The sequence below is a fragment of the Frigoribacterium sp. RIT-PI-h genome, assembly GCF_001297205.1.
Lineage (GTDB): Bacteria > Actinomycetota > Actinomycetes > Actinomycetales > Microbacteriaceae > Frigoribacterium.
Genome location: NZ_LHOZ01000038.1, coordinates 1 through 24,082 on the forward strand (window position 1 = coordinate 1; position 24,082 = coordinate 24,082).

22 protein-coding genes, 1 tRNA gene and 1 pseudogene are annotated in these 24,082 nt (G+C 71.5%); 9 read left to right on the forward strand and 15 right to left on the reverse strand.

Annotated elements, in window-relative coordinates:
* From AEQ27_RS02695 to mnmA, 7 genes and pseudogenes are all read right to left on the reverse strand, one after another.
* Positions 1-769: pseudogene (locus tag AEQ27_RS02695) on the reverse strand (hypothetical protein); the annotation flags it as partial.
* Between the two features lie 37 nt (positions 770-806).
* Positions 807-2,306, reverse strand: a complete 1,500-nt coding sequence (gene gatB / locus AEQ27_RS02700) for an Asp-tRNA(Asn)/Glu-tRNA(Gln) amidotransferase subunit GatB (protein WP_054145294.1) — start codon at positions 2,304-2,306, stop codon at positions 807-809.
* Positions 2,306-3,856 (reverse strand): Asp-tRNA(Asn)/Glu-tRNA(Gln) amidotransferase subunit GatA, encoded by a 1,551-nt coding sequence (gatA, locus tag AEQ27_RS02705; protein WP_054145295.1) that lies wholly within the window; start codon positions 3,854-3,856, stop codon positions 2,306-2,308. The genes gatB and gatA overlap by 1 nt, the downstream gene beginning before the upstream one ends.
* Before the next feature lie 2 nt (positions 3,857-3,858).
* Positions 3,859-4,158, reverse strand: coding sequence for an Asp-tRNA(Asn)/Glu-tRNA(Gln) amidotransferase subunit GatC (gene gatC, locus AEQ27_RS02710; protein ID WP_054145296.1), 300 nt, complete (start codon positions 4,156-4,158; stop codon positions 3,859-3,861).
* Positions 4,159-4,248: 90 nt separating this feature from the next.
* Positions 4,249-5,706, reverse strand: coding sequence for an alpha/beta hydrolase (locus AEQ27_RS02715; RefSeq protein WP_161805460.1), 1,458 nt, complete (start codon positions 5,704-5,706; stop codon positions 4,249-4,251).
* A gap of 104 nt (positions 5,707-5,810) precedes the next feature.
* Positions 5,811-8,153: an NAD-dependent DNA ligase LigA gene (ligA, locus tag AEQ27_RS02720; protein ID WP_054145298.1), complete on the reverse strand. Its 2,343-nt coding sequence runs from the start codon at positions 8,151-8,153 to the stop codon at positions 5,811-5,813.
* 11 nt (positions 8,154-8,164) lie between these two features.
* Positions 8,165-9,295, reverse strand: a complete 1,131-nt coding sequence (gene mnmA, locus AEQ27_RS02725) for a tRNA 2-thiouridine(34) synthase MnmA (RefSeq protein WP_082383186.1) — start codon at positions 9,293-9,295, stop codon at positions 8,165-8,167.
* Between the two features lie 39 nt (positions 9,296-9,334).
* Between mnmA and AEQ27_RS02730 the strand changes: the two genes are divergently transcribed.
* The 3 genes from AEQ27_RS02730 (at position 9,335) to AEQ27_RS02740 (ending at position 11,482) form a co-directional block, all read left to right on the forward strand.
* Positions 9,335-10,585, forward strand: coding sequence for an MFS transporter (locus tag AEQ27_RS02730; protein ID WP_054145333.1), 1,251 nt, complete (start codon positions 9,335-9,337; stop codon positions 10,583-10,585).
* A gap of 55 nt (positions 10,586-10,640) precedes the next feature.
* Positions 10,641-10,722: transfer RNA gene (locus tag AEQ27_RS02735), tRNA-Leu, on the forward strand.
* A gap of 52 nt (positions 10,723-10,774) precedes the next feature.
* Positions 10,775-11,482: a DedA family protein gene (locus AEQ27_RS02740; RefSeq protein WP_054145299.1), complete on the forward strand. Its 708-nt coding sequence runs from the start codon at positions 10,775-10,777 to the stop codon at positions 11,480-11,482.
* A gap of 57 nt (positions 11,483-11,539) precedes the next feature.
* Here AEQ27_RS02740 and AEQ27_RS02745 read toward each other — a convergent pair whose 3' ends face one another.
* From AEQ27_RS02745 to murI, 3 genes are all read right to left on the reverse strand, one after another.
* Positions 11,540-12,166: a non-canonical purine NTP pyrophosphatase gene (locus tag AEQ27_RS02745; protein ID WP_054145300.1), complete on the reverse strand. Its 627-nt coding sequence runs from the start codon at positions 12,164-12,166 to the stop codon at positions 11,540-11,542.
* Entirely contained in the window at positions 12,163-12,909 is a 747-nt protein-coding gene (gene rph, locus AEQ27_RS02750) for a ribonuclease PH (RefSeq protein ID WP_043595412.1), read from the reverse strand. Before rph ends, AEQ27_RS02745 begins: the two co-directional genes overlap by 4 nt.
* Positions 12,910-12,983: 74 nt before the next feature.
* On the reverse strand, positions 12,984-13,838 hold the full coding sequence (gene murI / locus AEQ27_RS02755; RefSeq protein WP_054145334.1) for a glutamate racemase: 855 nt from the start codon (positions 13,836-13,838) through the stop codon (positions 12,984-12,986).
* A gap of 66 nt (positions 13,839-13,904) precedes the next feature.
* Here murI and AEQ27_RS02760 point away from each other — a divergent pair, with 66 nt between their 5' ends.
* Complete coding sequence (locus AEQ27_RS02760; protein WP_082383187.1) at positions 13,905-15,194, forward strand: nicotinate phosphoribosyltransferase; 1,290 nt, start codon at positions 13,905-13,907, stop codon at positions 15,192-15,194.
* Positions 15,195-15,207: 13 nt separating this feature from the next.
* Here the strand turns inward: AEQ27_RS02760 and AEQ27_RS02765 are convergent, their stop codons facing one another.
* The 3 genes from AEQ27_RS02765 to AEQ27_RS16325 are packed head-to-tail and all read right to left on the reverse strand — an operon-like array spanning position 15,208 to position 18,468.
* Entirely contained in the window at positions 15,208-15,468 is a 261-nt protein-coding gene (locus tag AEQ27_RS02765) for a DUF3039 domain-containing protein (RefSeq protein WP_043595414.1), read from the reverse strand.
* Positions 15,469-15,493: 25 nt separating this feature from the next.
* A complete protein-coding gene (locus AEQ27_RS02770; RefSeq protein ID WP_152970107.1) occupies positions 15,494-17,059 on the reverse strand; it encodes an ABC transporter permease in 1,566 nt (521 codons plus the stop codon).
* A complete protein-coding gene (locus AEQ27_RS16325; protein ID WP_082383188.1) occupies positions 17,035-18,468 on the reverse strand; it encodes an ABC transporter ATP-binding protein in 1,434 nt (477 codons plus the stop codon). Before AEQ27_RS16325 ends, AEQ27_RS02770 begins: the two co-directional genes overlap by 25 nt.
* Before the next feature lie 264 nt (positions 18,469-18,732).
* Here AEQ27_RS16325 and AEQ27_RS02780 point away from each other — a divergent pair, with 264 nt between their 5' ends.
* The 5 genes from AEQ27_RS02780 to AEQ27_RS02800 all read left to right on the forward strand — a co-directional run bounded on the left by AEQ27_RS02780 (position 18,733) and on the right by AEQ27_RS02800 (position 22,293).
* A complete protein-coding gene (locus AEQ27_RS02780) occupies positions 18,733-19,446 on the forward strand; it encodes an NTP transferase domain-containing protein (protein ID WP_054145302.1) in 714 nt (237 codons plus the stop codon).
* Between the two features lie 61 nt (positions 19,447-19,507).
* On the forward strand, positions 19,508-20,305 hold the full coding sequence (locus tag AEQ27_RS02785; RefSeq protein ID WP_235450952.1) for an ABC transporter permease: 798 nt from the start codon (positions 19,508-19,510) through the stop codon (positions 20,303-20,305).
* On the forward strand, positions 20,305-21,066 hold the full coding sequence (locus tag AEQ27_RS02790; protein WP_054145303.1) for an ABC transporter ATP-binding protein: 762 nt from the start codon (positions 20,305-20,307) through the stop codon (positions 21,064-21,066). Before AEQ27_RS02785 ends, AEQ27_RS02790 begins: the two co-directional genes overlap by 1 nt.
* Positions 21,067-21,075: 9 nt before the next feature.
* Positions 21,076-21,879, forward strand: a complete 804-nt coding sequence (locus AEQ27_RS02795; protein ID WP_235450953.1) for an EcsC family protein — start codon at positions 21,076-21,078, stop codon at positions 21,877-21,879.
* A 132-nt stretch (positions 21,880-22,011) separates the two neighbouring features.
* Positions 22,012-22,293 carry a PilZ domain-containing protein gene (locus AEQ27_RS02800; protein ID WP_054145304.1) on the forward strand — a complete coding sequence of 94 codons (282 nt, stop codon included), beginning with the start codon at positions 22,012-22,014 and terminating at the stop codon, positions 22,291-22,293.
* Between the two features lie 34 nt (positions 22,294-22,327).
* Here the strand turns inward: AEQ27_RS02800 and AEQ27_RS02805 are convergent, their stop codons facing one another.
* Together AEQ27_RS02805 and AEQ27_RS02810 are read right to left on the reverse strand one after the other, a co-directional pair.
* Positions 22,328-22,633: a helix-turn-helix domain-containing protein gene (locus AEQ27_RS02805; protein ID WP_054145305.1), complete on the reverse strand. Its 306-nt coding sequence runs from the start codon at positions 22,631-22,633 to the stop codon at positions 22,328-22,330.
* 100 nt (positions 22,634-22,733) lie between these two features.
* On the reverse strand, positions 22,734-24,038 hold the full coding sequence (locus AEQ27_RS02810) for a CDP-glycerol glycerophosphotransferase family protein (RefSeq protein WP_152970108.1): 1,305 nt from the start codon (positions 24,036-24,038) through the stop codon (positions 22,734-22,736).
* Positions 24,039-24,082 lie beyond the last annotated feature (44 nt).

A 24,082-nucleotide genomic window follows, 5' to 3' on the forward strand; every position in this document is an offset into this window, starting at 1 on the left:
GGGGTTGGTAGGGGCGGGGCGGACCGGTGCGCGGACCGTCTCCGGTCGGTGTCGCGGGTCGTCCGGGCGCACGGCCCGGTCGGGATGACGGAGCAGGAGGCGCGGTGCCGGTCCTGGGGTTCTCGGCCGTCGGACGCGGGCTCGCGCGCGGCGGGCGCGCCGCCGACGGGCCGGACCGGGGGGTCTCGACGACGGCGGCTGACGGTCTGGACGCGACCCGCGCCTCCTGCTCGGACGCGGCCGCACGGGCCGCGACACCCGTCGGAGTCGGCGTGAACCCGGCGGTGAACACCCAGATCAGCCCACCCAGGACGAAGAGCACGAACGCGGCCCACACGGCCGCCGGCAGCCACCCGGCGGCGAGGGGCCCGCCCTGCGAGACCATGGCGAGGACGAACACCGCGGCGACGAACCACAAGGAGGCGCTGGTCGCCACGGCGAGGGACCGCGCGTACCGGCGCCTCATCTCGGCCCGGCTCGGCGGCTTCTTCCAGAACGAGGCGTGCGGGACGAGCACGTGGCGGACGGGCGTCACCGCGAGGAACAGCGCCGAGACCAGCCAGGTCACGACGATGCCGACCACGAGGACTGCACCGAGCAGGACGAGGTCGCTGCGGCTGGCCGCGAAGGCCGACCCCCCGGTCTCGCTGAGGTGGACCATCACGACCCGACCGGGCAGGACGCGTGAGGCGACGGCCAGCGCCACGACGACGCCGACGAGGGCGACCGCCACGGGCACGGCGGGGCGCCGACGCGCGACGAGGTTCACCGTGCGCCGCCCCCTGCCGCGGCCGTGGTCACGTCGATCAGGCCTGCGCCCGCTCGAGCACCAGCTCGCGGACGCGCGCGGCGTCCGCCTGGCCCTTCATGGCCTTCATGACGGCGCCGATGACGGCACCGGCGGCCTGCACCTTGCCGTCGCGGATCTTCGCGAGCACGTCGGGCTGGCCGGCCAGGGCCTCGTCGATGGCCGCGATCAGCGCGCCGTCGTCGGAGACGACCTCGAGCCCGCGGGCCTCGACGACCTCGGACGGGCTGCCCTCGCCGGCGACGACGCCCTCGAGCACCTGGCGGGCCAGTCGGTCGGTCAGCTCGCCGCTGTCGACGAGCGCGATGAGCTCGCTGACGTGCAGCGGCGACACGAGGCTCGAGGCCTCGACGCCCTGGGCGTTGGCGAGGCGGGCGATCTCGCCGGTCCACCACTTGCGGGCGGCCTGGGGCGAGGCACCGGCGGCGACGGTCTCGACGAGTTCGGTGAGGAGCCCCGAGTTCACGACGTCCTGGAACTCGAGGTCGGCGAAGCCCCACTCGGACTTGAGCCGGCGACGCTGGGCGACCGGCGCCTCGGGCAGGGCGAGGCGCAGCTCTTCGACGAGCTCCCGCGGAGGGACGACGGGCAGCAGGTCGGGCTCGGGGAAGTACCGGTAGTCGTCGGCGTCGCTCTTCGGGCGGCCCGCCGAGGTGCGACCGGTGTCTTCGTGCCAGTGGCGCGTCTCTTGCGTGATGGTGCCGCCCGCGGCGAGGATCGCGGCCTGACGCTGGATCTCGTAGCGGACCGCACGCTCGACCGAGCGGAACGAGTTGACGTTCTTGGTCTCGGTGCGGGTGCCGAGCTCCTCTTGCCCGTGCGGACGCAGGGAGACGTTCGCGTCGCAGCGCAGGTTGCCGCGCTCCATGCGGGCCTCGCTGACGCCCAGGGCCCGCACGATGTCGCGGATGGTCGAGACGTAGGCCGCACCCAGCTCGGGGCCCTTGGCGCCGGCACCGATGATCGGCTTGGTGACGATCTCGACGAGCGGGATGCCCGCACGGTTGTAGTCGACGAGCGAGTACTCGGCGCCCTGGATGCGACCGGTCGACCCGCCGACGTGCGTCAGCTTGCCGGCGTCCTCTTCCATGTGGGCACGCTCGATCGGGATGGCGAAGATCGTGCCGTCGGGCAGCTCGACCTCGACCTCGCCCTCGAACGCGATCGGTTCGTCGAACTGGCTGACCTGGTAGTTCTTGGGGTTGTCGGGGTAGAAGTAGTTCTTGCGGGCGAAGCGCGAGCTCTCGGCGATCGAGCAGCCCAGGGCCAGGCCGAGGCTGATCGAGTAGCGCACGGCCTGCTCGTTGACCACCGGCAGCGAGCCGGGCAGGCCCAGGTCGACCGGGGTGACGTTGGTGTTGGGCTCGCCACCGAAGAAGTTCGGGGCGTCCGAGAACATCTTGGTCTTGGTCGCGAGCTCGACGTGCACCTCGAAGCCGAGGACGACCTCGAACTGCTCGAGCGCCTTCTCGTAGTCCATCAGGTCTGCCTTGGCCATCAGATGACTCCCTCGGTGGCGGCGGTCTGCTCGGTCGCGCTCAGGTCGGGCGCGCGCGAGATGAGCGTGTGGCCCCAGCCCTGCTCGAGCAACTGCTCGAGGGCGGCGCCGTAGGTGTAGAGGCGGGCGTCGCCGCGCGCGGGGGCCATGAACTGCAACCCCGTCGGCAGACCGTCTTCGTCGGCCAGGCCCATCGGCACCGTGATGCCGGGGATGCCGGCCAGGTTGGCGGGGATGGTCGTGATGTCGTTGAGGTACATCGCCAGCGGGTCGTCGATCTTCTCGCCGAGCCGGAACGCCGTGGTGGGCGCCGAGGGCGAGACGAGCACGTCGACCTGGTCGAACGCGGCCGCGAAGTCGCGCTGCACGAGGGTGCGCACCTTCTGCGCGCTGCCGTAGTAGGCGTCGTAGTAGCCGGCGCTCAGGGCGTAGGTGCCGAGGATGATGCGGCGCTTCACCTCGGGGCCGAATCCGGCCTCGCGGGTGGCGGCCATGACGTCCTCGACGGTGCCGCCGCCCTCGGGGACGACCCGCAGGCCGAAACGCACCGAGTCGAACTTCGCGAGGTTGCTGGAGGCCTCGGCCGGCAGGATGAGGTAGTAGGCGCTGATCGCGTGCTCGAAGCTCGGAGCCGAGATCTCGACGATCTCGGCACCGGCCGCGCTCATGAGTTCGAGGGCCTCGGCGAAGCGGGCCTTGACGCCGGCCTGGAAGCCCTCGCCGTTCAGCTCGCGGACGACACCCACGCGGACGCCCTCCAGGGCTCCGCCGGCGAGACCGGTGCGGGCCGCCTCGGTGAACGACGGCCAGGCGTCGCGCAGCGAGGTGGAGTCGCGAGGGTCGTGCCCGGTGATGACGTCGTGCAGCATGGCGCTGTCGAGCACGGTGCGGCTGACGGGACCGACCTGGTCGAGCGAGCTGGCCAGGGCGATCGCGCCGTAGCGGCTGACCGACCCGTAGGTCGGCTTGGCCCCGGCGGTGCCGGGGGGGGGGCGGGGCGGGGGGACCGCCCCGCCGGTGTCGCTGCCGAGGGCGAGGGGCGCCTCGAAGGCGGCGACGGCGGCCGCGGAGCCACCGCCCGACCCGCCGGGGATGCGGTCGAGCGACCAGGGGTTGTGCGTGGGCCCGTAGGCAGAGAACTCGGTCGACGAGCCCATGGCGAACTCGGCCATGTTCGTCTTGCCGAGCGGGACGAGGTCGGCCGCGCGCAGCTTGGCGACGACGGTCGCGTCGTAGGGCGGCACCCAGCCCTCGAGGATCTTGCTGCCCGAGGTCGACGGCATGTCGATCGTGCACAGGACGTCCTTGATGGCGATCGGGACGCCGGCGGGCGGGCCGAGGGCCTCGCCCGCGGCCCGACGACGGTCGACGTCGGCGGCCGTGTCGGGCGCGGCCGAGCGGACGTGCAGGAAGGCGTGGACGTCGCCGTCGACCGCCTCGATGCGATCGAGGTGGGCGCGCGTGACGTCGACCGACGACACGTCGCCGGCGGCGAGACGGGTCGACAGCTCGGCGGCGGACAGGTGGACGAGCGAGGTGGTGTCGGTCATGGCTACTGCTCTTCTCCCAGGATCGCGCTCACCCGGAAGCGCGAGCCGTCGTGGTCGGGGGCGCCGGACAGCGCCTGCTCGGCCGTGAGCGTCTCGCCCACGACGTCGGGCCGGAACACGTTCTCGAGCGGGATCGGGTGGCTGGTCGCGGGGACGTCGTCGGTCGCGACCTCTCGGACCTTGGCGACGCTGTCGACGATGTGGCCGAGCTCGGCGGTCATCGGGTCGATCTCGGCCTCGGTGAGGGCGATGCGGGCGAGACCGGCGAGGTGCTGCACCTGCTCGCGCGTGATTTCGGACATGCTTCTCTCTCACGTGGTCGTGCGGGGGTACCGCGGCGGGGGTACCGCACGATTCTACGGGGCGGCACCGGTCGAGGAGGCGCGCCCGGCTCAGTCGCGGAAGTACACGTCCTGCGGGCGCACCAGCGTGAGGACCGGCACGTCGGGGTCACCCCGGCCGGGGTCGCCGGCTCGACCGTCGACGAGCACACCGTGCCCCAACCCGATCAGGGCCAGGCTGCGCATCGACTCGGTGCCGGCGCGGAAGTAGTCGTTGTGGCCGAGGGCACCCGCCAGGGCACGGCCCGTCACCGTGTCGGAGCCGCCGCCCATGTGCAGGACGACGGCACCGACGGACGCCGTGGCCGGGTCGGCCCCGACGAAGCCGCTGCCCGCCACGGGGGCGAAGCTCCCGGCCGCCGCGTAGACGTCGGTTCCGCGGACGGCCAGGTCGCCCGCGTCGGGCACGACGCTGCCGGGCGACCCGAGCAGCACGAGCGAGTCCACCGCGACGCGGCCGGACGACAGGGCGATCGTCGCCGTCGTCGAACCGTACGAGTGCGCCATGACCGACACCCGCGGTTCGTCGTCCGCGCGCGCCGCGTCGAGCCCCTCGAGGGCACCCTCGAGGTGGGCGGCCCCCCGCTGGGCCAGGCCGAGGGCGTAGAAGTTCGTCAGGTCGGGCGTCTGGTAGCCCATCCAGGCCACGACGGCGACGGTCGGCACGGGGCCCGGGCCGCTGCGCCCCAGCAACGTCGCCCAGGTGGCCTGCTCGTCGTGCAGGGCGCCGGCGGTGTTGGTCCAGTCGACGAGCTGGTCCGACACGGTGAAGAGCATGCCGGGCACGAGCACGCTGACGTCGTCGGCCGTGTCGAGGTCGCCGACGGTGACGGCCGCCCGGCCGGGCAGGACCGTGTCGAGGGCGACGAGGTGCCGGTCGGCCGTCCCGGCGAAGGGCACGTCGTGGGTCGCACCGTCGAGGGTCGCCCGCACCTGCTCGAGCATCGCGAGGCGCCTGGGGTCGTCCGGTCGCTCGGCGTCCGAGCCGATGCGCCCGGCGACGGCCGTGGTCGCGTACCGCAGGAACTGACGGTTGGCCGTGTCGCGCACCGAGTACGGGACACCCTCGAGGTTGCCCACGACGCCGGGCACGGCATGCGCGAGGACCGTCCGCCGGCCGTCATCCAATTCGGACCACCAGGCCGCCGCGTCCTCGGGCTGGACCTGTCCGCCGACCGCTGCCACGAGTGCCGCCGCGTCGTCACCGTCGGCGTCGAGCGACGCCGCGAACCGCTCGACCCCGGCCGAGGAGGCGCGGGCCAGCTGGTCGAGGCAGGCCTCGGCCGAGAACGTGGTCGCCTCGCCCCCCCGGCAGCCGTCGAGCTCGGGCACGGCCCGACCGCCCCGCCCCGGGGCGGGCCCGGGGACGGCGCGGACGGACGCCTGGACGAGCGGCGCGGCTGGCGAGCGGGCGACCGCCGGGACCGGCGCGGAAGTCACGGTCGGGGCATCGGCCACCCCGGCGAGGTGGACCGAGGCAGAGAGCATTGCTGCAGCGAGGAACAGCACGTCGGGTCTTCCCCCTCGTCACGTGCCTGTACCCCGGCTCCCTACTGCTGGAGGACGACACGTCCTCACATCTTAGGAAGGCAAAGTGCCCCTGACCAGGGAAATCACGAATCAGACGAAGCCTCGTCCCCCACCTGGGGGACAACGAGAGCCGCCGGGCCCTCCTTAAGGAGGACAGCGAATTGCTCTGCGTCGATGATCCGCACCCCGAGCTGCTCGGCCTTCGTCAACTTCGAGCCGGCTCCCGGTCCGGCCGCGACGAAGTCGGTCTTCTTGCTCACGCTGCTGGCGGCCTTGCCACCCGCCTCGACGATGGCCTCGAGTGCGCCCTCACGGGTGAAGCCCTCGAGGCTGCCGGTCGCCACGACGGTCACCCCGGTGAGCACGCCACCGGCTGCCTCGGCCGCACCCGGGCCGGGGTGACCGGGAGTCGTGAACTGCACGCCCGCGGCCGTCCACCGATCGATGATCTCGGCGTGCCAGTCGACGTCGAACCAGGCCAACAGTGCGTCGGCGATGATGCCGCCCACGCCGTCCACGGCCGCGAGCTCGTCGCGTGAGGCCGCCCGCATGGCGTCGAGCGAGCCGAAGTGGTTCGCGAGGGCGCGAGCCGCGACCGGTCCGACGTGCCGGATGCTGAGGCCGACGAGGATGCGCCAGAGGGGGCTCGTCTTCGCCTTCTCGAGGTTGGCGAGCATCTCGATCGCCGTCTTGGACGGCACCGAGGTCTCGTCACCCGAGAACTCGGCCGCCGTGGGGTCGTACGTGCCGTCGCGTTTGGCCCGCTTGCGGCGGAACGGGGTGACGAGTTTCGGCTGCCCGTCGGCCTCGAGCTTCTGCATGCCGGTCTCGGCGTCACGCACGACGACCCGTACGGGGAAGATGTCGGCCATCGTCAGACCGAACAAGCCCGCCTCGGTCCGCAGCGGCGGCGTGGCCGGCTCGACGGGCTGCGTCAGCGCGGCGGCGGCGACCTCGCCGAGGCCCTCGACGTCGAGCGAGCCGCGGGAGGCGATGTGCTCGACGCGCCCGCGCACCTGCGCCGGGCAGCTCTCGGCGTTGGGGCAGCGGAGGTCGATGTCGCCCTCTTTCGCGGGCTTGAGCGGGGTGCCGCACTCGGGGCAGTCGACGGGCATGACGAACTCGCGTTCGGTACCGTCGCGCAGCTCGATGACCGGGCCGAGCACCTCGGGGATGACGTCGCCCGCCTTGCGCAGCACGACGGTGTCGCCGATGAGCACACCCTTGGCCTTGACGACCTGCTGGTTGTGCAGGGTCGCCTGGCGGACCTCGCTGCCGGCGACCTCGACCTTCTCCATGACGGCGAACGGCGTGGCGCGTCCCGTGCGTCCGACGCTGACGACGATGTCGAGCAGCGTCGTGTTGACCTCTTCGGGCGGGTACTTGAACGCCGTCGCCCACCGCGGGGCCCGGCTCGTGGCCCCGAGCTCTTCGTGCAGGGCGAGGTCGTCGACCTTGACGACGATGCCGTCGATCTGGTGCTCGACCGATGATCGCCGTACCCCGTAGTCGTGGATGAACGCCTCGACCTCGTCGACCGAGTCGAAGACGCGGTAGTGGGTCGAGATGGGCAGACCCCACCCGCCCAGCAGGTCGTAGACCTCGGATTGCGACCGCACCTCGGTCGCGCGCTCGAGTTCGCGCACCGGCCAGGCGCCGATGCCGTGCACGAGCATGCGCAGGCGCCGCAGGCGGGCGTGCATCAACTGGCGTTTCTCGGGGCTCTTGCCCTCTTCTTTCTGACGCAGCGAGCCGGCGGCGGCGTTGCGGGGGTTCGCGAAGACACGTTCGCCGGCCTCGCGCTGCTGCGCGTTGAGCTCGTCGAACTCGCTGACGGGGAAGAAGATCTCGCCCCGCACCTCGACGAGCGGCGGGTGCCCGGTGCCTTCGAGACGTTCGGGGATCGTGCCCATCGCGAGCACGTTGCCGGTCACGTCCTCGCCGACGACGCCGTCGCCGCGCGTGGCAGCGGTGACGAGCACCCCGTCTTCGTAGCGCAGGTTGATCGCCAGGCCGTCGATCTTCAGCTCGGTGAGGAACCGCACGCGCTCGGCCCCGGCGTCACGCTGCACCTTGCCGGCCCACTCGGCCAGCTCGTCGTCGCTGAACACGTTGTCGAGGCTGAGCATGCGCTCGGCGTGCTCGACCGGGGCGAACTGGGTGGTCTCGGCCCGGCCGCCGACCGTCTGCGTGGGGCTGTCGGGCTTCTGCAGCTCGGGGTGAGCCCGTTCGAGGGCGTCGAGGCGTCGCACGAGGCCGTCGTAGTCGCCGTCGGCGACGGTCGAGCCGTTGCCCTCGTAGTACTGGTCGCGCAGCTCGAGGATGCGGGTCGTCAGCCGTTCCGCTTCGTCTCGCGCCTGGGGCAGGTCGTCGGGGACGCCGTCGGCGTCGACCGCGGACCCGGAGGCGGAATCGGTCTCGCTCATCGTCGGTCGTCTCAGGCGATGGCGGCTGCGGGGACCGGCACGGCGCTGACCGTGCGGTCGATCGTGCACTGCCCGAGGACGCGGGTGCCGACGTAGACGACGGCGGTCTGCCCGGGGGCCACGCCGTTGAGGGGTTCGCGAGGTGTGATCACGAGTTCTTTCTTACCCTCGACCACCGACACCCGCGCGACGGCGGGAACCGGGTCGGCGTGGGCACGGATCTGCACGTCGCAGTCGAAGGCGACCGTCGGGTCGACCGGGGCGAGCCCGGCCCACGTGTACGAGCCACCGGCGATCTCGGCGATGTCGAGCGCCTCCTTCGGACCGACGACGACCGTGTTGTCGACGGGCCGCACCTCGAGCACGAAGCGCGGCTTGCCGTCGTCCGAGGGGAACCCGATGTTGAGGCCCTTGCGCTGGCCGACCGTGAACGCGTGCGCTCCCTCGTGCGAGCCGACCACGGCGCCGCTGCGGTCGAGGATCTCGCCCGTCTCGGCACCGACGCGTTCGGCGAGCCACCCACGGGTGTCGCCGTCGGGGATGAAGCAGATGTCGTGGCTGTCCGGCTTCGACGCCACGCTGAAACCGCGCTCGGCCGCCTCGGCCCGCACCTCGGCCTTCGAGGGCGTCGCCCCGAGCGGGAACATCGAGTGCGCGAGCTGCTCGGTGGTGAGCACGCCCAGGACGTACGACTGGTCTTTCGCCCAGGCGGAGGCGCGGTGCAGCTCGCGGTTGCCCTGGTCGTCGGTGAGGATGGTCGCGTAGTGCCCCGTGCAGACCGCGTCGAAGCCGAGCGCGAGCGCCTTCTCGAGCAGGGCGGCGAACTTGATGCGCTCGTTGCAGCGCATGCAGGGGTTGGGAGTGCGGCCCGCGGTGTACTCGGCCACGAAGTCGTCGACGACGTCGAGCTTGAAGCGCTCGGAGAAGTCCCACACGTAGTACGGGATGCCGATCTTGTTGGCGGCGCGCTGGGCGTCCATCGAGTCCTCGATGGTGCAGCACCCCCGGCTGCCCGTCCGGAGCGTGCCCGGCATGCGGCTCAGCGCCAGGTGCACCCCCACCACGTCGTGGCCGGCCTCGACCGCCCTCGCCGCGGCGACCGCCGAGTCGACTCCACCACTCATCGCTGCCAAGACCTTCATCCGACAAGTGTACGCAGCGGGCCTAGGGTGGCGGACGACATGTCTTCCTCCTCCCCCGCCTTCAGCATGCGGTCGGTGGCCCTCGCGGCGTTCCTGCCCGCGGCGCTCTTCGCCATCGGCGAGGGGGCCATCATCCCGATCATCCCCGTCGTGGCGAGCGAGCTGGGCGCCTCGCTCCCCTTCGCCGGCTTCGTCGCCGCGCTCATCCTCGTGGGCGAGCTGATCGGCGACATCCCGAGCGGATGGCTCGTCAGCCGCATCGGCGAGCGCACCGCGATGATCGGCGCGTCGCTCGTCAGCATCGGCGGTCTCGTCACCTGCCTGCTGGCGCCGAACGAGATCGTCCTCGCCGTCGGCGTGATGGTCATCGGCCTCGCGACCGCGGTCTTCGCCCTCGCTCGGCACGCCTTCATGACCAGCTTCGTGCCCGTCGAGATCCGCGCCCGGGCGCTGTCGAGCCTCGGCGGCGTCTTCCGGCTCGGCTACTTCGTCGGCCCGTTCCTGTCGGCCGGGGTCATCGAACTGACCGGGTCCGTCCAGTCGGCGTTCGTCGTGCACATCGTCGGCTGCCTCGGTGCGGCCGTCGCGCTGCTCGTGCTGCGTGACCCGTCGGCGGCCTTCGGCGTCCGGCCGGGCCGCGGCACGGAGGACGGCGCCGACCTCGTCGCGAGGGAGGCCCAGGGGCTCTTCGGCACCCTCTGGCGTCACCGCGGCGTGTTGGTGAAGCTCGGCAGCGGGGCGGCCCTGATCGGTGCCATGCGCTCGGGCCGTCAGGTCATGCTGCCCCTCTGGGCCGTCAGCATCGGCCTCGGAGCGTCCGAGACCGCGATCATCATCGGCATCGCCGGCGCCGTGGACTTCGCGTTGTTCTACACGAGCGGCCAGATCATGGACCGCTTCGGGCGTCTCTGGAGCGCCGTCCCCTGCATGGTCGGCCTCGGTCTCTCGTACCTCGCGCTGTCGGTCACACACGACCTCGACGCGAACGTCGGCTGGTTCGTCACCGTCGCGATCCTGATGTCCCTGGCCAACGGCGTCGGCAGCGGCATCCTCATGACACTCGGCGCCGACCTGGCCGACAAGGGCGACCCCGCGCCCTTCCTCGGCGCCTGGCGTTTCACCGGGGACGCCGGCAGCGCGGCCGCTCCGCTGCTCATCTCCGGGGTGACCGCCGTCGTGTCGATCTCGCTCGCCAGCGGGGTGATGGGCGTGCTCGGTCTCGTGGGTGCGGCGATCCTCGTGCGCTACGTGCCCCGGTACTCACCGCACGTGCCCCGCTCGAAGCGCTAGCGCCTCCTCGTCCGCCGTTCCGGCCGGGGGCCGTCGTCGGTACACTCGGTCTGCCGCGGGAGTGGTGGAATTGGCAGACACGCAGGATTTAGGTTCCTGTGCTTTCGAGCGTGAGGGTTCAAGTCCCTTCTCCCGCACGACCCATCTGAGGCCCCGGGCACGCCGACGACCACGACCGGAGAACACCCGATGCTGCCCCTCGTCTCCATCCCCTGGCTGAACCCCGAGTACCTGCTCACGTCCTTCGGCCCGTGGGCCGTCCTCGGCGTCTGCCTGCTGGTCTTCGCCGAGACGGGTCTGCTCGTCGGGTTCCTGTTCCCGGGCGACACGTTGCTGATCATCACGGGCATCCTCGCCGCGACCAACCCCGGTGCCCTCGGCCTGCCGATCTGGCTCATCGCGATCTTCATCAGCATCGCCGCGTTCGCCGGTGGCGAGCTCGGCTACCTGATCGGCCACAAGGTCGGCCCGCGCATCTTCGAGCGGAAGGAGAGCGGTCTGTTCAGCGTCGCCAACGTCAACCGCACGAACGCCTTCTTCGAGCGGTTCGGTCCGATGGCCGTCATCATCGCCCGGTTCGTCCCGGTGATCCGGACCTTCGCGCCGATCATGGCCGGCGTCGGCCACATGAGCTACCGGCGTTACTCGCTGTTCAACGCCGTCGGTGCCGTCGTCTGGGGCATGGGCATCACGCTGGCGGGTTTCGGCATCGGGCACATCCCGCCCGTCGCGGACTTCGTCAGCTCGTACATCGACCTGATCCTGCTCGGGGCCGTGCTGGCCACGGTGATCCCCATCGCGATCCACTACTTCCACGGGGTGCACCAGGCCAAGAAGGCCGAGGCCTCGGACGAGGTCGAGACGCCGCGCGTCTCGTCGGCGCCGCACGACGCCTGAGCACCTCGGACACGCACGTGCTCGCCGGTCGGACGACCCCGAGGAGGCGCGCGCGGCTCAGTCCGCCAGCGCGGCCACCCGGGGTGCGATCGCCCGGAACGCCCGGGAGCGGTGACTGACCGCGTTCTTCTCGTCCGCGGTGAGCTCGGCCGCGCTGCGGCTCTCGCCCTCGGGCCGGAACACGGGGTCGTAACCGTGCCCGTTCGAGCCGACCCGCGCCTCCAGCACCTCGCCGTGCCATTCGCCGTACTCGACGTGCTCGACCCACTCGCTCGCCTCAGGCGGCCGGTCGGGGCCCTCGGCACCGACGGGCGGCGGCACGACGAGGGCGGCGGCGCACGAGAACCACGCCGAGCGGTCGTCGGCACCGTCGAGCTCGGTGAGCAGCTTGTCGATGTTGTCGTCCGCGTCGCGCGTGCCGGCGTAGCGCGCCGAGTGGATGCCCGGAGCACCGCCGAGGGCCGCCGCCGAGATGCCGCTGTCGTCGGCGAGCGCGGGCAGCCCGGTGTGACGTGCTGCCGCACGCGCCTTGATCAGGGCGTTGGCCGCGAAGGTGTCACCGTCCTCGACCGGCTCGGGGCCGTCGTAGGCGACCAGCTCGACGCCCGGCGCCGTCTCGGCGAGCAGCAGCCGCAGCTCGGCCACCTTGCCCTGGTTGTGCGTGGCGATGACGACACGGGTCATCGGCCGAGGGCCTCGCGCTGGAAGCGGCTCAGGTCGACGGCGCCGGCGACGGCGAGGTCGAGCAGGGAGTCGAGTTCGCGGCGGTCGAACGGCGCGCCCTCGGCCGTGCCCTGGACCTCGACGAACGACCCGCTGCCCGTGACGACGACGTTCATGTCGGTCTCGGCCCGGACGTCCTCGACGTAGGCGAGGTCGAGCATGGGCTCGCCGTCGATGATGCCGACCGAGACGGCCGAGACGCTGTCGGTCAGGGGCGTGGCCTTCTGCCCGACGAACTTCTTCTCGCGACCCCACTCGATCGCCTGGGCGAGGGCGACGTAGGCGCCCGTGATCGCGGCGGTGCGGGTGCCGCCGTCGGCCTGCAGGACGTCGCAGTCGAGCACGATCGTGTTCTCGCCGAGGGCCTTGGTGTCGACCACGGCCCGGAGGCTGCGGCCGATCAGGCGCGAGATCTCGTGCGTGCGTCCGCCGATCTTGCCCTTGACGCTCTCGCGGTCGTTGCGCGAGTTGGTGGCCCGGGGCAGCATCGCGTACTCGGCGGTGACCCAACCCTTGCCCTTGCCCGTCAGCCAGCGGGGCACGCCGTTCGTGAAGGACGCGGTGCACAGCACCTTCGTGCCGCCGAACGTGATGAGGGCGCTCCCCTCGGCGTGGGCGCTCCAGCCGGTCTCGATGGTGACGGGTCGCAGGTCGGTGGTGCTGCGGCCGTCGGCGCGGACGGTCGTGCTCGTGGTGTCGGTCATGGTGCCTTCTCTCGGCGGTGGTGGACGGATGGCGATCGGGGTCGTCGACCCCGGGGGAACGCAGGAGGCGCGGGTCAGGTCCGTTCGACGGGGCGGAGGCCCGTGGGCAACTCGATCGCCCCCGTCTCGAGGTGGCCGACGCGCGAGACCTCGGGCCCCAAGAACCGTCGGGCCAGGCGCAGGAACGCCTTCTCGTCGGGCCCGGTGGCCTCGAATTCGTGGTGCGGCTCGCCTCGGTCGGTGCGCTCGAGCCCGTGCTGGACGAGCGTGCGGTAGACGTCGGCCGCGGTCTCCTCCGCGCTGGACACGAGCCGCACGTCGGGGCCCACGACGTACTGCACGGCGGCCGACATGAGGGGGGAGTGGGTGCAGCCCAGGACGAGGGGGTCGATGCCGGCGGCGCGCAGCGGGGCGAGGGAGCCCTCGGCGACGGCCCGCGGCGCGGGGCTCGGCGGGTCCCCCGCCTCGACGAACTCCACGAAGCGCGGGCAGGCCTGCGTGGACAACTCGAGGCCGGCGGCGGCGGCGAAGGCGTCCTCGTAGGCCCGCGAGTTGATCGTGCCCTCGGTGCCGATGACGCCGATGCGGCCGTTGCGCGTCTGCTGCACGGCCGCGCGCACGGCCGGTTGGATCACCTCGACCACGGGGATGCCCGCGCCGATGGTGTACCGCTCGCGGGCGTCGCGCAGCACGGCGGACGACGCGGTGTTGCACGCGATGACGAGCAGCTTGACGCCCTGGGCGACGAGGTCGTCCATCACGGCGAGGGCGTACTCGCGCACCTGGGCGATGGGCTTGGGTCCGTACGGCGAGTGGGCCGTGTCGCCCACGTACCGGATCGACTCGTGGGGCAGCTGGTCGATGATCGCCCGCGACACGGTGAGGCCGCCGACGCCGCTGTCGAAGACTCCGATGGGTGCGTCCGTCACGACCACGAAGCCTACCCGTCGCGAGCCGCGACCCCCGGGACGACCGGGCGAGCCTAGGCTGGCGGGGTGACCAGCGCACTGTTGACCGACCGGTACGAGCTCACCATGGTGGAGGCCGCCCTCAAGGCGGGCACGGCCCACCGGGACAGCGTCTTCGAGGTGTTCGCCCGGCGCCTGCCCGAGGGGCGGCGTTACGGCATCGTCGCGGGTACCGGTCGATTCCTCGAACTGCTCGCCGACTTCCGCTTCGGCGACGACGAGGTGGCCTGGCTGCGCGAGGCGGGGGTCGTGGACGCCACGACGGCCGACTGGCTGGCCGACTACCGGTTCTCGGGCGACATCTGGGGCTACGCCGAGGGCGAGGTGTACCTGCCCGGGTCGCCGCTGCTGGTCATCGAGTCGACGTTCGCCGAGGCCGTGCTGCTCGAGACCCTGGCGCTGAGCGTCTTCAACTACGACTCGGCCGTGGCCAGCGCGGCGGCGCGCATGGTCTCGGCCGCCGACGGGCGCCCCCTCGCCGAGATGGGCTCACGCCGCACGGGCGAACGCAGCGCCGTGGCCGCGGCCCGGGCCGCCTACATCGCGGGCTTCGGCGCCACGAGCAACCTCGAGGCCGGCCGGACGTGGGGCGTCCCGACGATGGGCACCGCGGCCCACGCGTTCACGCTGTTGCACGACAGCGAAGAGGATGCCTTCCGCGCCCAGGTCGACACCCTGGGGCCGGGCACCACCCTGCTCGTCGACACCTACGACATCCCCGAGGCCGTGGCCACGGCCGTCCGGGTGGCCGGGCCAGGGCTCGGAGCCGTGCGCATCGACAGCGGCGACCTGCCGTCGCTGGTCGGACAGGTCCGCACCCAGCTCGACGCGCTCGGCGCGACGGGGGCGAAGATCACCGTCACGAACGACCTCGACGAGTACACGATCGCCGCGCTGCGCGCGGCCCCGGTCGACTCCTTCGGCGTGGGCACGTCGGTCGTCTCAGGCTCGGGCCACCCGGCAGCCGGCATGGTCTTCAAGTTGGTCGCCCGTCGCGGCGATGAGGGCGACTGGGTCTCCGTGGCCAAGAAGTCGGCCGACAAGGCCTCGGTCGGTGGACGGAAGTCCCCCGTGCGCGTGATCGTCGACGGGGTCGCCACCCGCGAGCTCATCCGGGTCGGATCGTCCGAGGTCGCGGACGGAGAGCGCTCGCTGCACGTGCCGCTCGTGTCGGCCGGAGAGATCGACACCCGTCACACGGGAGCCGAGGGCGTGGCCCGCGCGCGCCTCCATCGGGCCGCGGCCGTGGCCGAACTGCCCGACCAGGCGCTGCGGCTGGGTCGTGGCGAGCCGGTCGTGCCGACCGTCTACGCCTGACCCGGCGCCGGAATCACTCGGACGTCATCTTCTCGTAGATCTCTTTGCAGGTCGGGCACACCGGGAACTTCTCGGGGTCTCGACCGGGGGTCCACTTCTTGCCACAGAGCGCCTTGACGGGCTTGCCGCTCAGCGCGGACTCCATGATCTTGTCCTTCTTCACGTAGTGCGAGAAACGCTCGTGGTCGCCCGGGTCGATCGCCTCGTCGTTCAGGAGCTTCTCGAGCTCGCGGTCCATGACGTCGAGGCCGCCGCCCGTCTGCGTGTCAGTCATGCAGACATCGTACGTCGACCTCGACTCAGCTGCGGAGGGCGAACGCCAGCAGCTCGGGCGCCCGGCGCGAGAAGACCCGGGCGCCGAGGGCCACACCCGCGACCAGCACGACGAGTCCGACTCCGACACCGAGGACCAGCGACCACGTGCCACCCGCCGGGTAGCCCGTGATCAGGCCGCGACCGGCGAACCAGAGCGCGGGTGCCGTCGCGAGGACCGCTCCTCCGATCATGACGGTCTGCGCCCACGCCGCGGTGGCGCCGTTCGACTGCGGCTGCTGGAACGGGTCGTCGTGCGGGCGGACCGTGGCATAGGGCATGAGGGCAGACACCAGGCTCGACAGACCGAGGCCGCTGAGCAGGAAGCCGGCGCTCACCCCCAGCTCGGACGGCAGCGCCTGCCAGTCGCCGAACAGCCAGGTCGCGACGACCGAGCCCAGCACGACGAGCGGGACACCGATCAGCAGAGGAGGCGCGAGTCGCCCCACGCGGTCCGCCAGACCCCGCGTGTCGGACGCCACGTGCATCCAGAGCGCCGTGCTGTCGTAGGCCACGTCGTTGTGCGGCAGGAAGCCCAGGATGAGGCACATGATCGGCACCGGCACGAGGGCCAGCCAGTTCCAGCTGACGCCCGCGATCCCGAGGGGGACGACGAGCAGCGGCAGGAACGGGATGATGACGAGCGACATGCGGTAACGAGCGTCGCGCATCCAGTAGGTGAGGCTGCGGCCGGCGACGGCCCCGGTCGGCGAGGCCCGGACGTACTCGAACCAGCCGAGGCCGTCGCCGTCGTCGACCTCTTCGGGTTCGGGTCGGTCGACGAACGCACGAGCGACGAGTGCCCGCCAGGCGAGCCAGAGGGCCACGAGCGTGACGGCGGCGATGGCGACGTCGGCCACGACGCGACCGGTCTGGCCGGCGGCGACGTGACCGGGGAGCGCGAGCGCGGCCCCGAACGGCGTCCAGGCGAGGGCGTCCGCGATGACTCCGGTGCCCGAGCGACCGGGCAACGAGAGGCGGACGAGGTCGACGATCACCGGAACGGCCAGCAGGACGACGAGCACCGCGCCGACGAGCGCGAGCTCACGACCGCGACGGGACGTCAGGACGACGCTGTTCAGCGTCGAGGCCACGAGGGCCAGCAACAGCGCGGTGACTCCGGCGACGAGGGCGCCGACGACGGCGACCGCCGCGACGCCGCCGCCCTCACCCCAGGCACGGACGTACCCGGTCGAGAGGACGAGCAGGGCCAGCGTGGGCAGGCCGATCGCGGCACCGAGCGCCAGGCCGACCGCTGCCCGCGCCTCGGGCACGCCGAGGACGGCGAGACGGCGGGGGTCGCTCCAGGCGGGACGGACGGTCGCGAACGGGACGACGGCGAAGCCGACCAGCAGCAGGGCGCCCCCGCCGACCGCGAGGGCGCGGACGTCGTCGAGGGGCGCGTCGCGCAGGCCGCTCACGAGGCTCGCGACCGCGATCGTGACGATGAGGACGGCGAGCACGGAAGCCACGGCGACGGTCAGGCGGCGCGGCCCGAAGCGGACCGTGTTGCCGATCGTCTGGAGCCTCAGTCGGAGAAGTTCTGCAACCATTCCATGCCCTCCGTGACCGCGCGCCCGCCGGCGAGCTCGACGAACCGCTGCTCGAGGGAGCGCCCGGCCCGGACCTCGTCGACCGTGCCGCTGGCGAGGACGTGACCGTCGACGATCACCGCGACGCTGTCGCAGATTCGCTCGACGAGGTCCATGCTGTGGCTCGAGAGCAGCACGGTCCCGCCACCCGCCACGTAGCGCTGCAGGACGTCCGTCACGGTGGCGGCCGACACGGGGTCGACCGACTCGAACGGCTCGTCGAGCACGAGGACCCGCGGCGAGTGGATGATCGCGGCGGCCAGGGCGATCTTCTTCGTCATGCCCACGGAGTAGTCGCTGACGAGACGTCCGAGCGCGTCGTGCAGGCCGAAGGCGGTGGCGAGGTCGGAGGAGCGCTTGCGTGCCGTGACGCCGTCGAGCCCGCGGAGGGTCGCCGAGTAGTAGAGGAGTTGCGCACCGGTCAGCCGGTCGAAGAGTCGAAGGCGGTCGGGGAGGACACCGAGCGACCGCTTCGCCGCGGCCGGGTCACGCCAGACGTCCGCCCCGAGGACGGTCACCGTGCCGGCGTCGGGCCTCAGGAGACCGGTAACGATCGACAGGGTGGTCGTCTTGCCGGCCCCGTTCGGACCGACGATGCCGTAGAACGATCCGGCCCGGACCTCGAGGTCGACGTTCTCGACCGCGACCGTGCCGCCGTAGCGCTTCATGAGCCCCGAGATCGCGAGCACGACGGGGGCCTCGGCGTCGACGACGCGGGCCGGTCGTACGGCGCCCTCGTCGGCGGGGGCCCGTTCGGTCTCGACGACGACGCCGTCGGCCTCGATCTCGGCCTCAGCCTCGGAGAGGTCGATGGCGGTCTCGTCGGGCGCGGTCCCGGCGTCGTCGGCCGGGGTGGCCGACGGTGCGTCACCGGCGAGCGCGTCGTCCAGGGCGGCGGCCGATTCCTCTTCGGCGGACAGGGCGTCACCGAAGTAGTCGTCGGCGGAGACGGGGACGACGACGGGGCCGGCCGTCGTGACGCCCGCATCGGCGAGTTCGGCGACGACCTCTTCTTCTGCGGCCCTCGCCGCCGCCTCGGCCCGGGCGCGCGCGTTCGCGGCGCGGGTCGCTGCCGCCTTCTTTGCCGCCGCCGACCGGTCGGCAGCGGGGCGCTGGGAGGGTTTGCGGGGCGGGGCGGGCTGGGGGGGGGCCGAGGGCGTGCGGGCCGTCGCGGCCTTCGTCACGGGCGCGCGGGCCGTCGTGGCGTCGGTCGTGGTGGCCGTCCCCTCGGCCGCGTCCCCCGCAGTCGTCGCGTCGTCGTCCACTGTGTTCTCCCCCTGGTCGGACGCGGCCACCGCTCCGACCGTGTCGTCACCCGGCGTCGAGTCGGGGGCGATGTCACCCACTTCGTCCTCGCGCCGTCCAGCCATCGCCCCACCGTACCAAGGCCACGACGCCGACCGGACGACGGGAGACGCATATCACGAATGGGACACGCTTCGGGCCCGTTCCCTGGCTGCCCTTGGCCTCATCGGGTAGTCTGCAACAGCACGACGACGTGTCCAGATCGACGCTCCGCGGTGAACACCGCTCGAACACGAGGCGAACCGCACCCAGAGACGGGTCCGGTCCGCACCGCCGGGGCCACCGCAGAGCCCGTCCCGCATGGGCTCGCCCCTTGTGAGGAGACCAGCGTGAGCAAGAACGACACGAACCACCGCCAGCAGATCGTCATCCTGGCCGCCGGGCTCGGCAGCCGCCTCGGCCGCTCGTTGCCCAAGGCACTGACCGAGCTGAACGACGGCCGCACCATCATGCAGCAGCAGTTCGACAACATCCGTGACGCATTCGGGCCCGACGCCCGGGTCACCGTCGTCGTCGGCTACAAGTTCGAGCACATCGTCGAGGCGTTCCCGTCGGCCTCGTTCGTCTACAACGAGATGTACGACCAGACCAACACGTCGAAGAGCCTGCTCCGCGCCCTGCGGGCCAGCGCTTCCGGCGGCGTCCTGTGGATGAACGGTGACGTCGTCTTCGACCCCACGGCCCTCACCCGCGCGGCTCGACTCGTCCGCGACGACCAGTCGTTCGTCACCGTCAACACCTCCAAGGTGTCCGACGAAGAGGTCAAGTACACGACCGACGCCGAGGGCTACATCGCCGAGCTGTCGAAGCAGGTCAAGGGCGGACTCGGCGAGGCCGTGGGCATCAACTACGTGTCCAAGGCCGACAAGGCGACGCTCGTGCACCAGCTCTCCAAGGTCGACAACCAGGACTACTTCGAGCGTGGCATCGAACTGGCCATCGGCCAGGACGGGCTACGCTTTGAGCCCGTGGACATCTCCGACCTCTACGCCGTCGAGGTCGACTTCGCCGAAGACCTCGAGCGCGCGAACCTGTTCGTCTGAACCGGGCCGTCTCCCGACGGCTGCGTGGCCTTGTGTGATGTCCTGAACGAGAAGGGCGTCCGTGAGCACTGACCTGGCCGAACGGCCCCGTCGAAGCGGCTTCGCGCGGTACCGCCAGACGCTCTGGCTGCTGACGAGTCGCGACCTCAAGGTCCGGTACTCCACGTCGAAGCTCGGCTACTTCTGGTCGATCCTCGACCCGCTCGTGATGTCGGGCATCTACTTCTTCGTCTTCTCCGTCGTCTTCAAGCGCTCGGTCGGCGACGAGCCGTACATCGTCTTCCTCCTGTCCGGCCTCCTGCCCTGGATGTGGTTCAACGGCGCGGTCTCCGACAGCACCCGGGCGTTCATCCGCGAGGCGAAGCTCGTCCGGTCGACCAAGATCCCCCGGACGATCTGGGTGTTCCGACTCGTGGGTTCGAAGGGCATCGAATTCGCCCTGAGCCTGCCCGTCCTGGCCTTGTTCGCCGCCGTGGGAGGGGCGCAGCTGCACTGGCAGGTGGTGTTCTTCCCCCTGGCCATGGTCATGCAGACCGTGCTCGTCGCCGGGGTGGGGCTCATCGTGGCGCCGCTCGTCGTGTTCTTCCGCGACCTCGAGCGCGCCACGAAGCTCGCCCTGCGGTTCGCCTTCTACGCCTCGCCCATCATCTACGGCACCCAGGACCTCCCCGAGGGCCTCCACCTTCTGGCCGCGTTCAACCCACTGAGCGGAATCTTCGGCCTCTACCGGTCGGCGTTCTTCCCGGAGCAGTTCGACCTGACCGAGGTGCTCGTCGGCGGGGCCGTGTGCGTCGTGGTCCTGGCCGTCGGGCTGCTCGTCTTCCGATCGAGCGAGCGTGCCGTCCTGAAGGAGATCTGATGTCCACCACCGGACAGCGCCCCGTGATCCGCGTCGACGGCGTCGGCATCCGCTTCCGCCGCAACCGGCGCGGGCGGCGATCGTTCAAGGACCTCTTCGCCGACAGCAGCAGGCGGTCGCGACCGGGCGAGTTCTGGGCCCTCCGCGACGTCAGCTTCGAGGTCCAGCCGGGCGAGGCCATCGGCGTCGTGGGACGGAACGGTCAGGGCAAGTCGACGTTGCTCAAACTGGTTGCCGAGGTGATCCTGCCCGACACGGGCACCGTCGAGGTGTCGGGCGGCGTCGCCCCTCTCATCGAGATCACCGGTGGCTTCGTCGCCGACCTGACGGTGCGGGAGAACGTCTACCTGACCGCCGGCCTGCACGGCATGACCCGACCCGAGATCGACCAGCGCTTCGACGAGATCATCGACTTCGCCGAGATCGGCGACTTCGTCGACACCCCCTACAAGCACCTCTCGAGCGGCATGAAGGTCCGCATCGCGTTCGCCGTCATCTCACGCCTCGAAGAGCCCGTCGTACTCGTCGACGAGGTGCTCGCCGTGGGGGACAAGGCCTTCCGCGAGAAGTGCTATGCCCGGATCGGCGAGATGCTGGCCGACGGTCGCACGCTCTTCCTCGTGTCGCACAACGAACGCGACCTCAAGCGGTTCTGCCGACGGGGCCTCTACCTCGACAAGGGTGCCCTGGTGTTCGACGGCCCACTCGACGACGCCCTCGCCAGGTACGCCTCCGATCACCCTCCCCGCCCCTCGGCGTAGTGTCGACCCGTGCCCGAACGCAGTCAGCCCCACAGCCCCGATCACGCCGCCTCGACGACGGACGCACAGCTCGCCGCCCGCGACGCAGCGAACTCGACCGAGTACCACTACCAGACGTCGGCGCCCGACCGGTCGGACGACGCCGCCTGGGTGCGCCGTCTCGACAAGCTGTTGGCCGTCCAGCGCCCGGTCGTCGTCAAGCACGTCGCCACGTTGCGTCGCCGTCACAAGAAGGCGACGCCGCAGAAGCTGATCACCATCCTCGAGCGCGAATACCTCGCCGCGGTCACGACCGGCGGGGCCGCCGTCGGGGCCAGCGCGGTGATCCCCGGTGTCGGCTGGGGCGTGTCGCTGGCACTCTCGGGCGTCGAGACCGCCGGCTTCCTCGAGGCGAGCGCCCTCTTCGCGCAGTCCGTGACCGAGGTCCACGGCATCGCCGTCTCGGATCCCGACCGCGCCCGGGCACTGGTCATGGCGATGCTGCTCGGCGGTCCCGGTGCCAGCCTCGTCCGTCAGTTCGCCGGTGAGGCCATGGGCACGGCTCCGGCCCGGACCGCGTTCTGGGGCGAACTGGTCACCTCCAAGCTGCCGAAGGCGGCCATGAGCGGTCTCACCGACACGATCCGCAAACAGTTCATCCGACGGTTCGCCGCCTCGCAGGGGGCCTCCGTCCTCGGCCGGGCCCTCCCGTTCGGCATCGGGGCCGTCGTGGGTGGGACCGGCAACCACCTGCTCGGACGAAAGGTCGTCACGACGGCCCGCACGGCGTTCGGTGCGGCGCCGGCCGAGTTCCCGGTGGACCTGTCCCTCTGAGCGGTCGCCCCGTGACGGGCGACCCGCCGGCCGGCGTGGCCCGTCACTTCTCCCTCGACGGGTCCTCCCCAGGCGGCCGTGGTCCACAGGGACTCGAGACGACCCTCGGCGGTCGCTCCTAGGGTCGTCGACATGACGTCGACGACCCTCGCATACACCGTCCCCTTCACCCTCGACCGCTCCCGCGCACCCCGTGTCTACCGACTGGTCAACGACTCCCCCGAGACCGTGACCGGCGTCCGGGTCACCCTCGTGGGCACGGGGCTGCTCGTCCCCGTCGCGACCACCCGACTCGACCCCGGCGATTCCGTCGACCTCTGCGTGCTGGGCGTCGAACTGACCCGCAGCGCGATCGCCGTTGTGCGGTGGTTCCGGCCCGACGGCGACGAGTACCTGTGGCGGTTCAGCTTCTGACCCGGGGGCGAGCCCTGTCGTGTGAGGGGCCGCGTCAGCTGGTGAGGCGAGCCCGTCTCTCGGCGACGTAGTCAGCCGCGGTGAAGGCCTCGAGGACGGGCGGCAGGTGATCGACTCCGAGGCCGGCGACCAGGACGGCCGGGTCGACCCCCAAGACCACGGCGAGCCGGACGATCGTGTGCAGCACGGGGTTGCCGATGCCGCGCTCGATCTTTCCGTAGTTCGACACGTTCATGCCCGCGAGGTGCGCCACCTCGTCCTGGCTCAGACCGAGCCGCAGGCGCTCGTCGCGGATGCGTTCTCCGAAGAGACGGGCAGCGGCGGACGTCGGTTCAGGCATGCCTCATGGATACGCTGCTCAGCACCTGAGATCCAGAGTCCACATCACTGAGACATGAATGCCTCAGCGATGAGAGACTCCCGATGTCTCGTACCCCTGGTCAGAGGTCGGACGCCTCGGTGTCTCCGGCGTCGTGGTCGGCATCCTCGGCCGCACCGGTCGAGCGTAGCTCGTCGAACGACGGTCGGCGCGCGGCGTAGTCGTCACGCAGCCGCACGAGATCCGCCACCGCGTTCTCGAAGCGATGCGTGGCCGCACCGGGCGACGTGTCGCCGAAGTGACGTCGAACCCAGTGCTCGAGACGGTCCCGCGCCTCCGGATCGTCGACGACCCGGTCGACGACGGCGACGATGTCGCCCGCGCCGTCGGCCGTCAACCATTCGGCGTCGCCGAGGTAGCCCGACTCGTCGACGTCGGCCTCGACGGCCACCGGACGGGTCACGACCAGGGGCCGGCCCGTCGCGAGGCGGTCGTAGACCATCGCCGAGATGTCGGTCACGGCGACGTCGGCCGCGGCCAGTTGCCAGCCGAGTTCGGGCCCCTCGTCGTGGACGTGGTGGGCCCCGGGATCACGCGTGTTGGCCTCGGCCAGGGCCCGGATGATCGCCTCGTGGGCTCGCCGGTACTCGGGGTCGAGCACACCGCTGCGCGGGTGCGCCCGGTAGACGACCCGGTGACGCCCCGAGGCCAGCAGGGCCCTGACGAGGGCGAGGCCGTGCGTGGCGATCGATCCGTAGGCGGCTGCAGGACGGTCGCCCTCCCACGTGGGGGCGTAGAGCACGACCAGACGGTCGTCGTCGGGGTAGGGCACCTCGCCCGAGAAGTGGTCGGCCTGGGGCCGACCGATGGGCACGGCACGCTTGTCGAGGTCGTAGTCCCAGAGCTTGGCGGCCAGGCGGTCCTTCGCGGCGTCGCCCGCGACGAAGGCGTAGTCGTACGCCTTGAACTGGTTCGTCGTCATGTACATCTTGTCGCTCTCGCCGTGGTTGACGAAGACGTGCCACATGCGGCCGTACCGCATCATCTGGAAGTTCTTGGCGTTCTGGTTGACGTACAGCGTCATGGCGAGGGGTTGAGCGGCGACGAAGTCCTCGAGGTCGGCCACCTTGCGGGCGTACACGAGGGGCACCGGGCTCTCGTCGAGCATCGTGACCATCGTGCCCGGCGAGCGGACGACGATCGCGACGGGGAAGGTCTCGGCCAGGCGGGCGAGCGGTGCGTACCACTGCCGTATCTGGTACATGTTCACGGTTGTGTCGGCGAAGTACACGGCGACGCGGACCGTGCCCGGAGCGGGCGTCGCCGCGGCCCGTGGGTCGCGCTCGAGCCGGCGTCGACTGCTGCGCGAACGGACGGCGCGGCGGGCGAGGCTCCAGGCGAGCCCCAGGTCTCGGGTCAACGGCACATGCCCTCCTCGGGTCGGTCCGCCACCCCGATCGGCGCCGGACC